Source organism: Paenibacillus sp. J31P13 (genome assembly GCF_056269295.1).
Map to the genome: position 1 here is coordinate 1 of NZ_JBWDNR010000016.1, position 13855 is coordinate 13855.

Annotated in this window: 16 protein-coding genes, 1 rRNA gene and 1 riboswitch; of the genes, 15 read left to right on the forward strand and 2 right to left on the reverse strand. The window is 42.6% G+C overall.

The features are described 5' to 3' along the window. The first annotated feature begins 188 nt into the window (after window positions 1–188). Window positions 189–305: ribosomal RNA gene (rrf, locus tag AC0YOD_RS27270) — 5S ribosomal RNA — on the forward strand. Window positions 306–404: 99 nt separating this feature from the next. Here rrf and AC0YOD_RS27275 read toward each other — a convergent pair. Further along, window positions 405–935, reverse strand: a complete 531-nt coding sequence (locus AC0YOD_RS27275) for a transposase (protein WP_475802498.1) — start codon at window positions 933–935, stop codon at window positions 405–407. Window positions 936–1174: 239 nt separating this feature from the next. On the opposite strand from AC0YOD_RS27275, the gene AC0YOD_RS27280 reads away from it, so the two are divergent. From AC0YOD_RS27280 to rsmI, 10 genes are all read left to right on the forward strand, one after another. Beyond that, window positions 1175–1366: a sigma factor G inhibitor Gin gene (locus tag AC0YOD_RS27280; protein WP_475802499.1), complete on the forward strand. Its 192-nt coding sequence runs from the start codon at window positions 1175–1177 to the stop codon at window positions 1364–1366. A gap of 112 nt (window positions 1367–1478) precedes the next feature. After that, window positions 1479–3005 (forward strand): aminotransferase class I/II-fold pyridoxal phosphate-dependent enzyme, encoded by a 1527-nt coding sequence (locus tag AC0YOD_RS27285; protein WP_475802500.1) that lies wholly within the window; start codon window positions 1479–1481, stop codon window positions 3003–3005. Window positions 3006–3106: 101 nt separating this feature from the next. Then, the gene (gene tmk / locus AC0YOD_RS27290; protein ID WP_475802501.1) at window positions 3107–3763 is read left to right on the forward strand and encodes a dTMP kinase; all 657 of its coding nucleotides are present in this window, start codon (window positions 3107–3109) and stop codon (window positions 3761–3763) included. 126 nt (window positions 3764–3889) lie between these two features. Further along, entirely contained in the window at window positions 3890–4219 is a 330-nt protein-coding gene (locus AC0YOD_RS27295) for a cyclic-di-AMP receptor (protein WP_475802502.1), read from the forward strand. Window positions 4220–4235: 16 nt separating this feature from the next. After that, window positions 4236–4679 (forward strand): YaaR family protein, encoded by a 444-nt coding sequence (locus AC0YOD_RS27300; protein ID WP_475802503.1) that lies wholly within the window; start codon window positions 4236–4238, stop codon window positions 4677–4679. Between the two features lie 32 nt (window positions 4680–4711). Then, window positions 4712–5689, forward strand: coding sequence for a DNA polymerase III subunit delta' (gene holB, locus AC0YOD_RS27305; protein ID WP_475802504.1), 978 nt, complete (start codon window positions 4712–4714; stop codon window positions 5687–5689). Between the two features lie 3 nt (window positions 5690–5692). Then, complete coding sequence (locus tag AC0YOD_RS27310; RefSeq protein WP_475802505.1) at window positions 5693–6496, forward strand: PSP1 domain-containing protein; 804 nt, start codon at window positions 5693–5695, stop codon at window positions 6494–6496. 62 nt (window positions 6497–6558) lie between these two features. Continuing rightward, window positions 6559–6960: an initiation-control protein YabA gene (locus tag AC0YOD_RS27315; protein WP_475802506.1), complete on the forward strand. Its 402-nt coding sequence runs from the start codon at window positions 6559–6561 to the stop codon at window positions 6958–6960. A 160-nt stretch (window positions 6961–7120) separates the two neighbouring features. Further along, window positions 7121–7789: a tRNA1(Val) (adenine(37)-N6)-methyltransferase gene (locus AC0YOD_RS27320; protein ID WP_475802571.1), complete on the forward strand. Its 669-nt coding sequence runs from the start codon at window positions 7121–7123 to the stop codon at window positions 7787–7789. After that, on the forward strand, window positions 7786–8667 hold the full coding sequence (rsmI, locus tag AC0YOD_RS27325) for a 16S rRNA (cytidine(1402)-2'-O)-methyltransferase (RefSeq protein WP_475802507.1): 882 nt from the start codon (window positions 7786–7788) through the stop codon (window positions 8665–8667). The genes AC0YOD_RS27320 and rsmI overlap by 4 nt, the downstream gene beginning before the upstream one ends. A 131-nt stretch (window positions 8668–8798) precedes the next feature. Here the strand turns inward: rsmI and AC0YOD_RS27330 are convergent, their stop codons facing one another. Further along, complete coding sequence (locus tag AC0YOD_RS27330) at window positions 8799–9053, reverse strand: AbrB/MazE/SpoVT family DNA-binding domain-containing protein (RefSeq protein ID WP_054025791.1); 255 nt, start codon at window positions 9051–9053, stop codon at window positions 8799–8801. A gap of 269 nt (window positions 9054–9322) precedes the next feature. Between AC0YOD_RS27330 and AC0YOD_RS27335 the strand changes: the two genes are divergently transcribed. The 4 genes from AC0YOD_RS27335 to rnmV all read left to right on the forward strand — a co-directional run bounded on the left by AC0YOD_RS27335 (window position 9323) and on the right by rnmV (window position 13853). After that, a complete protein-coding gene (locus tag AC0YOD_RS27335; RefSeq protein WP_475802508.1) occupies window positions 9323–10621 on the forward strand; it encodes an HD domain-containing protein in 1299 nt (432 codons plus the stop codon). 17 nt (window positions 10622–10638) lie between these two features. Beyond that, complete coding sequence (locus AC0YOD_RS27340) at window positions 10639–11412, forward strand: TatD family hydrolase (RefSeq protein ID WP_475802509.1); 774 nt, start codon at window positions 10639–10641, stop codon at window positions 11410–11412. A gap of 184 nt (window positions 11413–11596) precedes the next feature. Next, window positions 11597–11780: riboswitch (cyclic di-AMP (ydaO/yuaA leader) on the forward strand. Between the two features lie 248 nt (window positions 11781–12028). Then, on the forward strand, window positions 12029–13177 hold the full coding sequence (locus AC0YOD_RS27345) for a ubiquitin-like domain-containing protein (RefSeq protein WP_475802510.1): 1149 nt from the start codon (window positions 12029–12031) through the stop codon (window positions 13175–13177). A 130-nt stretch (window positions 13178–13307) separates the two neighbouring features. Then, complete coding sequence (rnmV, locus tag AC0YOD_RS27350; protein WP_475802511.1) at window positions 13308–13853, forward strand: ribonuclease M5; 546 nt, start codon at window positions 13308–13310, stop codon at window positions 13851–13853. The last annotated feature ends 2 nt before the right edge of the window (window positions 13854–13855 follow it).

A 13855-nucleotide genomic window follows, 5' to 3' on the forward strand; every position in this document is an offset into this window, starting at 1 on the left:
ATACTAATCGGTCGAGGGCTTATCCTAAAAATGGTTTGCTGTGACCCATACATCCAGCAAGCAATAGCTTTAAGGCTTCAGCAGCCTCTATCTTTCATATCCAGTTTTCAGGGCGTAAAGCTTTGTGAACCCGACATGGCTATGGTCGATGTGAAGAAATTCCATGATCATACGCATCAGCAACACCGTTTGGTGGCGATGGCGGAGGTGAACCACGCGTTCCCATACCGAACACGACCGTTAAGCCCTCCAGCGCCAATGGTACTTAGACCGCAGGGTCTTGGGAGAGTAGGACGTCGCCAAGCACGAGAGACCTATCGCATGTGATGCGATAGGTTTTTTGTTTTCTCATCATGAAAAAATAAGCCTTAGAATGCTCTGTATGAGCTTCTAAGGCTTTCTAATTACCAATGGTAATACGATGCTCCTCGAGCTTCGAGTCGAAGCAAGCCGTCTTTTTGTACCTTACGAAAGGAATAGGATAATAGGAGACGCGGAATCAAGAGCCATAAGTGCCAGGATATAATGCTAATCATGAGCGATTCTTTAATCCAAGGATATAATATAGCGATGAAACATAGTCCGATCCAGAAGAGATGCCGATGGACGCGTCGGAATAGACTTAGCTTAATATCATTAGCGGGTTTAAAGCCGATCCATGGAGGTGTAATGCGCCAAATCCATTTTCTCTCGGCTGCCTCATCTACACGAATGAATGTAAGCAGTATAATAGCAATATGCATAACCTGTATGACTACAAAGCCGAATAACCAGGAGAAGAGCCCGTCCATTTGGTACATGAGAATTTGAAAGGCAAGCAGTATTGCCGCAATCAGCAAATGACTCTGAATAAGCTCAGAACGAATTGTTTTTCTCTTCACAAGCTGATATTGATAAATGGTGGCATTTTTTTGATCGGATAAAGGTTGATGCATGGTTGTACGTCCTTCCTAATCATAGTTACACGAACTAACTCTCGGTAATTATATCGGTATTTATTAGAGATCTGTCCATAGTTTTGAATAAACATTTTCAGAAATGCTGTAACCACTGGGCTATCCGGCGCATAAGATATATAAATATTTGAAATGGGCTATGAAAACAAGTATAAAACGATAGAGTATGTGTCATAATAATTACTATATTGGGCTTGTAAGAGAAAGCGGGGATTGTTATGAACGATAATCGCGAGCATCATTGTATCATTTGTAATCAAGAAAAATCCGATGGGCAAGGAATAACAATTGTTAGTGGTTTTATATGTGAGACTTGTGAAGAGGAAATGGTACGAACTGACGTTAAGGATGCGAAATATCCATTTTTCATTCATCAGATGAAACAAATATTTCTAGGCGAAAATGCATGAGTGGTTTCTGATTACAGAAACTGCTCTTTTTTTGTGCGATTTTTCAAGTACAATAGAAAGTATAATGGAGTCTATTTGAGTCATATGTACGCGAAAGGAATGTACTTATATAATGAAGCAATTTTTTGCACCGCTTTTTGAAGCGTTGATTAAGCATAATAATCATTCCCCCGTAGGCTTTCATGTCCCGGGCCATCATTACGGACAAGCCTTAAATTTGGAGTTAGATGGAGCTAAGCCAGAGCAGCATCCAGCAGGGTGGTTCTCTGCGATTATGAAGCTTGATGTAACGGAGTTGTCCTCTACCGACGATTTACATCATCCTGAGGCTTCAGTTAAGGAAGCGCAGCAATTGGCTGCTATCACCTTTGGAGCAGATGAAACATTCTTTCTGGTCGGCGGCAGCACCTCAGGTAATATTGCTCTTTTGCTAACCGTTTGCGAGCCGGGCGATGTCATTATTTTGCAGCGCAATGTCCATAAATCAATTATAAATGGCTTGAAGCTGGCCGGTGCTACTGCTGTATTTCTATCTCCTCAAATAGAACCACAATCTGGTCTTGCGATCATCCCCTCGTTGGAAAGAGTTGAAGAGGCTCTTAGACTATATCCAGAGGCGAAAGCTGTTTTTCTTTCTAATCCGAATTATTATGGGATGGGTGTTTTGTTACGACCTTATTCGGAGCTTATTCATAAGTATGGAAAGGCACTAATTGTTGATGAAGCGCACGGAGCCCATTTTGGATTTCATCCCGAACTACCCTTATCTGCAATTGCAGAAGGTGCGGATGCCGTTGTACAGTCAGCTCATAAAACATTGCCTGCTTTAACAATGGGAGCGATGCTGCATGTAAAAGGTGATAAAATAGATAGAGGACTTCTTCGACAATCATTAGCCATGATTCAGAGTTCAAGTCCTTCATTTCCTATTCTTGCTTCATTAGATATATCTAGAGCAATGATTGATTCATTGGGAGTAAAGCTATTCCAGCAAAGCTTGGCGGCTGCAGCTTCATTCCGACACTGGTTGAAGCAAAATAGCTCTGTCATTCAAGAGTTAGATCTGTTAATAGATGAAGGAGCATTTAAGGATCCTCTAAGAGTTATATTATTTGATAGCAGTGGTAGACGATCAGGTTATGAGCTTCAACAATATTTTGATGGACTGGGCTGCTATGCTGAGATGGCTGATCCTCGCTATTTAGTTCTCGTATTTGGGATCCAGACATCTCCTACAGATATCGAAGCTCTTCAAACTGCTGTAAAGGCGATTAATAAGGAATTGGATGAGAACAGGGAAGATTCAAAAATCTATCATGATTCATTCTCACTAAATAGTGTATGTATAAGTATAGATGAGGAAATTTCAGATCCCATTTCATTTGAAAGAGCGAGGTTTATTGGTAGAGGAAGTGAGCGAATCGATCTGATACAAGCAGAAGGAAGGCTTGCAGCAGAATTGGTTACACCGTACCCGCCGGGAATTTCAATTTTATATCCTGGGGAAATGATATCAGCGGCAGTTATTTTGCAAATTCAACATTTAGCGCGGTTGGGAGCCAAATTTCAAGGGGCAATTGATGGAGAAATGAATACAATAACCGTATATGCAAAAGAAAGTGAAATAACCTTTAAATAAGACCATGTTCGTACCATTTGTTCATTGTACAAGGGGTAACGCTTTGTTAATATAGGTATAGAGTATGAACAATTTATTTTGACGTTAGGAGAAGCCTTAGTTTGAAAAAAGGTCTATTCATTACCATAGAAGGCGGCGAAGGAGCCGGCAAGTCGACACTTATTGAGCAGCTTGCAGATAGGATGTCGCAAAGAGGAATATCGGTCCTCATAACAAGAGAACCAGGCGGTATTCCGATCGCAGAGCAGATACGCGAAGTTATATTGGATCGGAGTCATACGAATATGGATGCGAGGACGGAAGCACTGCTTTATGCAGCAGCCCGCAGACAGCATCTTATTGAGAAGGTTGTTCCTGCACTGGAACAAGGAGCATTTGTCATATGTGATCGATTCGTTGATAGCAGTCTTGCTTATCAGGGCTTCGCTCGCGGTTTGGGTATGGAAGAGGTATGGACAATCAATCAGTTTGCGATTCAAGATACGATGCCGGATTTGACGATCTATATGGACGTCTCACCTGAAGTAGGACTGAAACGAATTCAGCAGGCTTCCGATAGAGAAATAAATCGACTAGATCTTGAGAAGCAATCCTTTCACGAGAAAGTTCGGGAAGGTTACATGAAGCTTTTAGCGCAGCATCCTGATCGAATCATGCTTATAAATGCTGAACAAGCACCAGAAATGGTATTTGATGACGTTTTATCCGCTATTGATCAGCGTTTTGCAGGAGTTTTTGCAACGGATGTCAAACTTTAAGAGAAGGACCTTTTATGCCGTGTGAAGATTAAGATCACCCAGAGATAGCACTAGCGGCGAAATGGATACCTGGTTAGAAGAAACTGTTCAATAACCTATTCTAATAGTAGTCAAGGGGGAATGAAGATGAAATTAGTAATTGCGGTTATTCAAGATAAAGACAGCAACCGATTATCGAATGCGCTGGTGCGCGAAGGGTTTAGAGCAACGAAGCTGGCAAGTACGGGTGGTTTTCTGAAAGCAGGCAATACAACCTTTATGATAGGTATTGAAGACGAAAGAGTACATGAGGTGCTCCAAGTCATTAATGCGAACTGTAAAGTGCGTGATCAATTGGTTACTCCGGTATCACCTATGGGTGGATCGACAGATTCATATATTCCTTTCCCTGTCGAAGTGCAGGTTGGGGGAGCGGCTGTGTTCGTTATTCCTGTGGAACGGTTTGAACATTTTTGAATGGGCGTGACATGCGATGAAAATTGATCAAGGATTTCGTCCATTGGGGCAAAATAGAGCAAACAACGATACAGGAGCCAAACTGGTACAGCCTAGAAGTTTTGCTGATGTCATGGTTCAGCAAAATGCAGATCGTACACAAGAGCAATTGCAGCAAAAAATGCAGGATATTCAAAAACAAGGCGATCGTTTGGCAAAAGTAATGACGGTGCGTGAGCTTAAGCTCTATCGCCAAATGGTCAAAAATTTCTTAGAGGACACGATTAGACGAGGCGTCGTTCTAAAGGAAGTCAAAGGATTTGATCGAAGAGGCCGCATTAAGCGATATAAATTGCTCGATGAGATCGATTCGACACTCATTTCGATGGCAGAGGATTTATTGGACAGCGAGCAGGGAAGAATAGACTTGTTGAACAAAATTGGAGAGATACGCGGATTGCTTATCAATTTGTTATTTTAATGAAATGAGAGCAAGAAAGGTTAGGAACGGTTATGAGTCTTGAACAAGTTACCGGACAATGGAAGGCACAGCGTATTTTGACGCATGCCCTGCAAAGTGGTAAGATCTCACATGCTTATTTATTTAATGGACCTTCGGGTACTGGCAGAATGGCTATGGCCCGCGAATTTGCCAAAGCATTATTCTGTACGTCAGATGGTGTTGATTCTTGTGGTGAATGTTTGGAGTGCCGTAAATTCGAGCACGGCAATCAAACAGACCTAACAACCATTTCTCCTGATGGTCAATCCATAAAAATAGACCAAATACGTGAGCTGCAGCGTGATTTTGCTTACCGCAACAGCGGTACGAAACGTAAAATATATATGATCGAGCAAGCAGATAAGATGACCCTGCAAGCTGCTAATAGCTTGCTTAAATTTCTGGAAGAACCATTATCGCCAGTAGTAGCCATACTATTGACCGAAAATGGACAAGCGGTACTTCCTACTATTCGCTCTCGTACACAGTGGGTACCTTTCTTGCCGATGTCACCTGAGAGTATGCTGCAAACACTGATTGCCGAAGGAGCGCCTTCAACCTTAGCGCGTACAGTTGTACATTTAAGTTCAGGTTTGGATGGTGCAAGACAATTTCTCCAGCAGAATCAGTTTGCAGAAATCAGAAATCTAGTGATACAATTGGGTAAGGAGAGTTTGACCCGATTCACCGCGGCGATGATCACTGCTGGACAACAGCTTTTTAAGACAGATTTGGTTGAACATACTCAATTGCTGTTGTCATTATTAGTTATATGGTTTAAAGATTTGATACAGTTCCAGGCCGGAAGGCAGAACAACATCGTTTTTATAGATCAGTTAGATTGGATAGGCAAACACGCCTTTAATCGTTCGTTGGCAGGCTGGGTGTCCTGTATAGAGCATACGCTGGAAGCGAGCAAGCGTATGCGAGCAAATGTAACGCCTCAACTCGCTTTTGAGCAACTATTGGTAAGATTACAGGAGGGCTAATTCTTGTATAATGTCGTCGGTGTTCGCTTCAAGAAAGCGGGCAAGATCTATTACTTTGATCCGGTCGATCAACCCGTGGATAAGGAGCAATATGTAATTGTTGAAACAGCACGCGGAATCGAATATGGTAAAGTGGTGGTGGGACAGAAGCAAGTCGGTGAATCAGACGTCGTTCTTCCTCTTAAGAAAGTGATTCGCATTGCAAGCGATGTCGATGCTAATATCGTCGATGAAAATCGTATTGCAGCCAAAAATGCGTTTGCCACTTGTCTTGAAAAGATTAAAGGTCATCAGCTTCGTATGAAGCTTGTAGATGTAGAGTTTACTTTTGACCGGAATAAAATTATTTTCTACTTTACTGCAGAAGGCAGAGTCGATTTCCGTGAGCTAGTTAAGGACCTAGCCAGTGTGTTCCGTACTAGAATCGAGCTCCGCCAAATAGGCGTTCGAGACGAAGCGAAGATGCTGGGCGGTATAGGCCCATGCGGACGAGTGTTATGCTGTTCCTCTTGGCTGGGTGATTTCGAGCCCGTATCGATTAAGATGGCTAAGGATCAGAACTTATCACTCAATCCTACAAAGATTTCTGGATTATGCGGACGTCTCATGTGCTGCTTAAAATACGAGCATGACAATTACGAAAGTATTCGTGAAGAGCTGCCGGCTATCGGCAAGTTCGTTGTCACCTCATTAGGCGAAGGTAAAGTAACTGGCATTAACACGTCCACGAAAAGCGTGTATGTGCAATTATTCGATACACCAGGTAAACCAAAAGAACTATCGATGGACGATGTCGTCATTAAATAAACGGCAGATTGCGATTCTCACGGGTGAGTTAACGCTCACGCATGAAGCTCTGGGGTGGGAACTTGGAGAAGAAAGATATATTTCTAAAGATGGACGAACTGGATAAGCAAGTCGGTACTTTTCATAAGGAGCTTAGCGCGATGAAGCAGAAGGTCAAAGAGCTGCTTGAAGACAATAAGCGCCTTAGCGAAGAGAACAACCAGTTGCGTCAGTTGTTTAAGAAAGAAGTAGAGCATGAGCGTGAAGTTGATCACACGCCAGTTCAAGGGACACAAGTTGCTGTTAGTCATGAGACAAAATCACTAAATGAGGATGCTTTAGCGGAAGCGGGCGTTGCCATTGGGGAAGGTCATGACAATCTAACACGCCTGTATCACGAAGGATTCCACATATGCAACGTTTATTACGGGCATTTGCGGACAGAGGGAGACTGTTTATTCTGTCTTTCCTTTCTAAATAAATAATGGAATCCGTATCGACATGCCGTCCTTGCCGCAAAGGGCGGTATTTTTTTGTATAATGACAGTAAGATTCATAGGAATGAACATCGTTTAAATAAAAGGAGCGGCTTAAAACGTGTCAGAAACACAATTATTAAAAGAAAATGAACGTTTAGATGATTTAATGACAGAATCAGGACTCAAAATTATACAAAGTCGTGAAGTATTCAGCTTCTCGCTTGATGCGGTTTTGCTGTCTCGATTTGCTAGTGTGCCAAAGCATGGACGTATCGTTGATTTATGTACAGGGAACGGTGTTATACCGCTGCTCCTGTCAGATAGAACGAATGCGCGTATTGATGCAGTAGAAATTCAACCGCGACTAGCAGATATGGCGAGAAGAAATGTTGCGCTAAATAAATTGGACGAACAGATAACGATTATAGAGCAGGACCTGAAGTTGTATACAAAGCAAGCTGGAAATGGTGTTTATGATGCCGTTACCGTTAATCCTCCCTATATGCCGATAACGGCAGGTGAGCAAAACGAGAACCAACATTATGCAATTGCGAGACATGAAATCCATTGTACACTTGAGGATGTTGCTGAAGCTTGTTCAAGACTAGTGCGTCCTGGTGGAAAGGTATCCATGGTGCATCGTCCATCGCGCTTGCTTGATATAGTCGAAACGATGCGTAAATGGCGGCTTGAACCGAAGCGTATTCAATTTGTTCATCCCAACGCAAATACGGAAGCAAATATGATATTAATAGAAGCAATGCGAGATGGAAAGCCTGATATTAAGCTTCTTCCACCGATAATGGTTTATGAGAATGGGGTGCAGATCGTTTGAATATTCAGAAGAGCTTCTCTCAGGCATCAAATGAGAATGTCGGCAGCTTATATTTAGTGGCTACGCCGATTGGCAATCTAGAAGATATGACATTTCGCGCCATACGGACGCTAAAGGAGGTGCAGCTTATTGCGGCTGAGGATACGAGGCAAACACGTAAGCTGCTTACTCATTTTGAAATAAGTACACGTTCGATTAGCTATCATGAACATAATAAACGGGCAAGCGGACCTGAGCTTATTCGCTTATTGCTTGAAGGACAATCCATTGCGCTAGTCAGTGATGCCGGTTTGCCTGCAATTTCGGACCCAGGTGCCGATCTTGTCAAAGAAGCGATTGAAAATAATATAGCGGTTATACCGATCCCAGGCGCTAACGCAGCATTATCCGCTCTTATTATGTCAGGTCTTCCTACTGATCGTTTTCTCTTCGCAGGCTTTCCACCGCGCGAGCGCAAGTCTTTGATGAAATGGCTGGAGGACCTAAAAGCTCAGAAGGGTTCGCTTCTTTTTTATGAATCTCCACATCGTATAACGAAGACTTTGGATGCTTTACTAGAAGTATTAGGTGATCGAACTATCGCATGTGTTAGAGAATTAACAAAGCGTCATGAAGAGGCGGTCCGAGGACGCGTTTCTGAATGTATCGAATGGTTTGCAGAGCATGCGCCGCTAGGTGAATTTTGTATCGTAGTGGATGGTGCTGACGGAATATCTGCTGGTGAACAGTCACTAGCGGAAACGTGGTGGTCAGAGCTGGATATGGAAGCTCATGTTGCACACTATGAGGAGCAATTCGATCGGAAGGAAGCGATTAAGAAAGCGGCATTGGATCGCGGATTGTCAAAGCGGGATGTATACAATGAAGTAAATCGTTAGGTGAGGCATAGGGTAGTCAAAATGTAGGCAAAAAAAGACCTTCCTGGCCGGGTTCTAGCACAGGAAGGCAACAAGGAGTATTAAAAAGGTTAGAATTAACAAGTTAATAAATATAGTATAACTTATTTTATTTATTTTGTCACAGGTGTAGGCATTTCTGACAAACAAACATGACAAACAATTTTACCTTTAAAGTAAGAAACGTTCTCTGCATTGCCACAGAAGATACAAGCAGGCTCGTATTTTTTCAACATGATGCGCTCGCCATCAACATAGATTTCAAGAGCGTCTTTTTCGCCAATACCAAGTGTACGACGCAATTCGATCGGAATTACTACCCGTCCCAATTCATCAACCTTGCGAACAATACCAGTAGATTTCATCATAATATATAAATGCCCCTCTCAAAATGTGTTTCGCCATCGTTCGACATAGTTTGTAGTTTTGTGATTACTATAATACCAACGATTACCATAATAGTCAACCTAATTTATTGCTTGACATCGCCTATATCATCGACATTTGACTAGTTATAAGGCTAATACTACTCTGTAATAGGATACAACAGCTTCGACATTTTGGAAACTAATTTACGACACTATTCGACATTATCCTGTATTTCTGTGTCGAAAATATGAACAAAGGAGATGAGACGATGAGTAATCAGCTGACGGAAGAAAAAGTTTTTAAGGATCCGGTACATAATTATATCTATGTGCAAGACCAAACGATTTGGGATTTGATTAATACAAAAGAGTTCCAGCGATTACGTAGAATCCGTCAATTAGGAACCTCTTATTTGACCTTTCATGGGGCCGAGCACAGCCGGTTTTCACATTCACTTGGCGTGTACGAAATAACACGAAAAATCATTTCACAATTTGAAAGGCATAAGTATCCGGATTGGCCGCTTGAGGAGCGACTAGTATCGCTTTGCGCCGCACTTTTGCATGATGTCGGTCATGGTCCGTTCTCACATTCTTTGGAGGAAGTATTCGATACGGATCACGAGGAATGGACCTGCAAAATCATTCTTGGCGATACGGAAATTAATCATGTGTTAAGTGCCGTTTCAGCCGATTTCCCAGAGCAGGTAGCAGCGGTAATTCGGAGGACCTATCCAAAGCCTATCGTGATCAGCTTAATCTCTAGTCAAATGGACGCTGATCGTATGGATTACTTGCTTAGAGATGCTTATTTTACGGGGGTAAATTACGGTACATTTGATTTGGAAAGAATTCTGCGTGTATTGCGGCCTCATAAGGGCAAAATTGTTGTGAAAGAAAGTGGAATGCATGCTGTTGAGCATTATCTGATGTCTCGTTATCAGATGTATTGGCAGATTTATTTCCATCCCGTAACAAGAAGTTCTGAGATTATTTTACGACAAATCTTTCGTAGAGCTCAGGAGCTGTACAGCGAAGGTTATACCTTTAATTGGATACCGAAATCGCTGGAGGGACTTCTTCTAAATACCATTACGGTACGGGATTATTTAAAGCTGGATGAGGCGCTTATACAGACGGTATTTGCTCAGTGGGCAGAGGAAAGTGATCCACTATTGAGTGATCTATGTGATCGTTTTCTAAATCGCAAATTATATCAATATATTACGATTGAAAACCCAGATGAAACGCTATTAAATGAGATCAAAAATTGCTTCTCTTCTATAGGAATGAATCCTGCTTATCATATGGAAATTGATTTTCCATTTGATCTGCCATATGACGTCTACCGTCCAGATAAAAAAGAAGGCGAAAAGAAAGAAAAAGCGCCGATTTTGTTGTTAGATGGGACGGATGACATTAGCGAAATATCGGCTAAGTCCGACATTGTTCGCTCTATTACTGGTTTGCATCAGGGAGAGTATCATCTTTACTTCCCAGTTGAGCCGCTCAAAAAAAATATTGGTTTGATTTCGGAGCCCATGAAGAAATTGTTTAAACTTAATTAAAGGAGCATGACATCAACATGACATTACTATTTGACACCCATACGCACTTGGACTCGCCCAATTTTAATGAGGATCGGGATGAAGTGATTAAACGCGCTAGAGAAGCGGGCGTAGATCTTTTGCTTAATATAGGATTTAATCGTGAGACGATTCCGACTACAATGGCTCTTGCCGAAAAATACGATTTTATTTATGCAGCAGTAGGCTGGCATCCCGTAGACAGTATCGATATGCTCCCGGAGGATTTGGAGTGGATAGAGCGGTTGTGCTCGCATGAGAAGGTTGTCGCTATCGGAGAAATTGGTCTTGATTATCACTGGGACACGTCTCCAAAAGATGTTCAGCAGCGTGTTTTCCGTGAACAAATCCGTCTAGCTCACAAGGTGAATAAGCCGATTGTCATTCATAATCGCGATGCGCACGAGGATATTATTCGGATTCTTCGAGAAGAAAATGCCTCTCAGGTTGGAGGCGTTATGCACTGCTTCTCAGGGAGCTGGGAAACGGCAAAACAATGTCTCGATATGAACTTTTATATTTCATTTGGAGGTCCTGTTACCTTCAAAAATGCAAGGGTGCCAAAAGAGGTTTTGAAGCAGGTTCCACTGGACCGAATTTTGATTGAAACGGATGCTCCATATTTGTCTCCGCACCCCCTTCGAGGGAAGCGAAATGAGTCCTCTTATGTGTCTCTAGTCGCAGAGACGGTAGCCGAATTATTGGGCAAATCTGTTGAAGAAATAGGTGCATTAACGACTGAAAACGGTAAAAAATGTTTTGGTATTGTATAAAAACGAGAGATATCAAGAGTAAATAAGACCTTTATCGCGTAAAAACTAATTTTTATATCGATAATCGCTTATTTTTTCCGAGTTTAACCAGCTTTTTCGCTAAAATCGTCTTTTATCGTATCTTTACAATTGACCACGGATGAGGTTATGATTCAACTCAGAGCTATTAAATTTTGTATTGGATTTCCAGTTCGCGCTTAATCTCCAAGTCGGAGAGCGGGGGAACCAGGTGCGGTAAATCGTTCCGCATTTTGATATTCTTCAGGGGTGAATTTCGGAGACATTGCCATGAGCATTGTGCTTCGTTTAGGGCAGCTCTCTTGCCCGAACCCGTCAGCTAACCTCGTAAGCGTAAATAGAGAGTGATCAAAATCGTGCATCCACTTTTTCTGTATCCCAGTGTATCTATTACCGGGAAGCCACGAAACAGATCTCTGTCGACGGCTTCTTTTTATTTTCGAATAATCGAAAATTTGACGTCATAGGGATAGAAAGATGGGGGTGTCGAGATAGATAGATGTTCTGGATTGCGTGCTTGCACGCCAATATACTATAGTCGCGTCAGTTGTATCATGCGTAACACTTGGCGGCGGGGCTATGAAGGAGGACCGATGAAGTGGGACTATTCCAAGTAAAGGACACCCATGGGAAACGATCATCCAGCATGTCTTTCGCATTGCGATGGAAGCGTGAAAACTTGCGTTTGATTCTTTTGAGTGCTACTATCTCAATCGCTATGACTTTCATGTTTTTGGTGTTGTTGTACGGAACGGCTGTCAAAAGCGTCTCCGTAGTAGTGAACGGACAAGAAACCGTTGTGGAAACAAAGCAATGGGTCCTGCAACGCCTACTGGATGAACAAGCTATCGCAATTGGACCACATGATGAGGTGTCCGTACCGCTTAATGCGGCATTAAAGGACGGAGATCGTATTGAGGTAACTCAAGCGATACCGGTAATTGTGAAAGCTGATGGCAAGACATCAACAGTGTACACGACAGAGAGAACAGTGCAGGCAGCGATCGAGGAATTACATATTCCAATTCGAGACCAAGATAAAATAATGCCACCGCTAGATACGGCATTAAATGCAGAGTTAACGGTGACGGTTGTACGCGTCGACACGAAGATGTCCGAGTCCGAACGTGCAATGCCGTTCTCTATCGTGAAGAAAGAAGACCCTACACTTGAAGCAGGCAAAGAAAAGCTTGTGCAAAATGGTAAGGAAGGTCTGATTGTTGAGCAAATCGTGAAGCAGTATGAAGATGGTGTACTTATCTCGAAGAAGATGGTCAACAAGGTTGTTGAGACAGCTGCTGTCGATCAGGTTGTTGCTGTTGGAACGAAGAAGGCAGAACCTAAAGTAACGGTTCTTTCGAACAAGTCGCCTAGCATTGCAACGCTTACGAAGAGCGGTGTAACCTTTAAAGCGAAGAAGGTACTGAATAATGTCACTTTAACTGCTTACTCTGCAGGTGTAGAGTCAACAGGAAAAGGTGAGAAGCATCCTTTATACGGGGTAACGGCTTCTGGCACACGTGTGCATGAAGGACGGACCATCGCAGTTGATCCTAAGGTAATTCCTATCGGTTGGTGGGTCTATATCGAGGGAGTCGGCTTCCGGCGAGCTGAAGATAAGGGAAGTGCTATCAAAGGCAATAAAATTGATGTTTATTTTGACAGTAATAAAACAGCAGATAAATTCGGCAGAAAGAAAGGCGTAACCGTCTATCTTCTCGGTCCGAACAAACCAACTGCAAGCTAATATCTAGAGGTACGCTATCATTTTATCGTATTTTTTAATTAAATATGCCATCATAAGGAGAGGCAATGCCTCTTCTTTTTGTATGTTCGTATGCAGAAAAAGGGAATCTAAACAGAGGGGAATGATCTTGATGATCAAAGAGATCATTGTCGTTGAAGGTAAAGACGATACTGTAGCGATTAAACGCGCGGTAGAAGCAGATACGATAGAGACAAACGGCTCCGCTATCGGTGAAGATGTGCTGCGGCGGATTGCGCTCGCAAATGAACGTCGCGGCGTTATTATATTTACAGACCCCGATCATGCAGGTGAACGCATTCGCAAAATTGTTGCGCGTCATGCGCCAGGCTGTAAGCATGCTTTTTTGCCACAAGAGAAAGCATTGTACAAGGGTGATATCGGTATTGAGAATGCAAGCCCAGAAGCTATTCGAACGGCGCTCTCAGAGCTCCGTACAGAGTCTCCAGATGAAGTCGGCGAAATTAGCTGGGATGACTTAATGGAAGCAGGTTTAATCGTGCACGAGGATGCTTCTAATAGACGTCTGCAAATGGGCAAGCTATTAGGAATAGGATATGCGAATGGAAAGCAGTTCTATAAACGCTGTACAAGCTTCAGAATTTCAAAAGCAGAGTTCATAGAGGCACTGCGTCAAATGGAACAGGAACGGGAGTGAAA

Excerpts from the sequence above, each read along its gene's own strand:
- AC0YOD_RS27275 (WP_475802498.1), bottom strand. The coding sequence starts at position 935 with ATGCATCAACCTTTATCCGATCAAAAAAATGCCACCATTTATCAATAT.
- AC0YOD_RS27280 (WP_475802499.1), top strand. The coding sequence starts at position 1,175 with ATGAACGATAATCGCGAGCATCATTGTATCATTTGTAATCAAGAAAAA.
- AC0YOD_RS27285 (WP_475802500.1), top strand. The coding sequence starts at position 1,479 with ATGAAGCAATTTTTTGCACCGCTTTTTGAAGCGTTGATTAAGCATAAT.
- AC0YOD_RS27295 (WP_475802502.1), top strand. The coding sequence starts at position 3,890 with ATGAAATTAGTAATTGCGGTTATTCAAGATAAAGACAGCAACCGATTA.
- AC0YOD_RS27300 (WP_475802503.1), top strand. The coding sequence starts at position 4,236 with ATGAAAATTGATCAAGGATTTCGTCCATTGGGGCAAAATAGAGCAAAC.
- holB (WP_475802504.1), top strand. The coding sequence starts at position 4,712 with ATGAGTCTTGAACAAGTTACCGGACAATGGAAGGCACAGCGTATTTTG.
- AC0YOD_RS27320 (WP_475802571.1), top strand. The coding sequence starts at position 7,121 with ATGACAGAATCAGGACTCAAAATTATACAAAGTCGTGAAGTATTCAGC.
- AC0YOD_RS27330 (WP_054025791.1), bottom strand. The coding sequence starts at position 9,053 with ATGATGAAATCTACTGGTATTGTTCGCAAGGTTGATGAATTGGGACGG.
- AC0YOD_RS27335 (WP_475802508.1), top strand. The coding sequence starts at position 9,323 with ATGAGTAATCAGCTGACGGAAGAAAAAGTTTTTAAGGATCCGGTACAT.
- AC0YOD_RS27340 (WP_475802509.1), top strand. The coding sequence starts at position 10,639 with ATGACATTACTATTTGACACCCATACGCACTTGGACTCGCCCAATTTT.
- rnmV (WP_475802511.1), top strand. The coding sequence starts at position 13,308 with ATGATCAAAGAGATCATTGTCGTTGAAGGTAAAGACGATACTGTAGCG.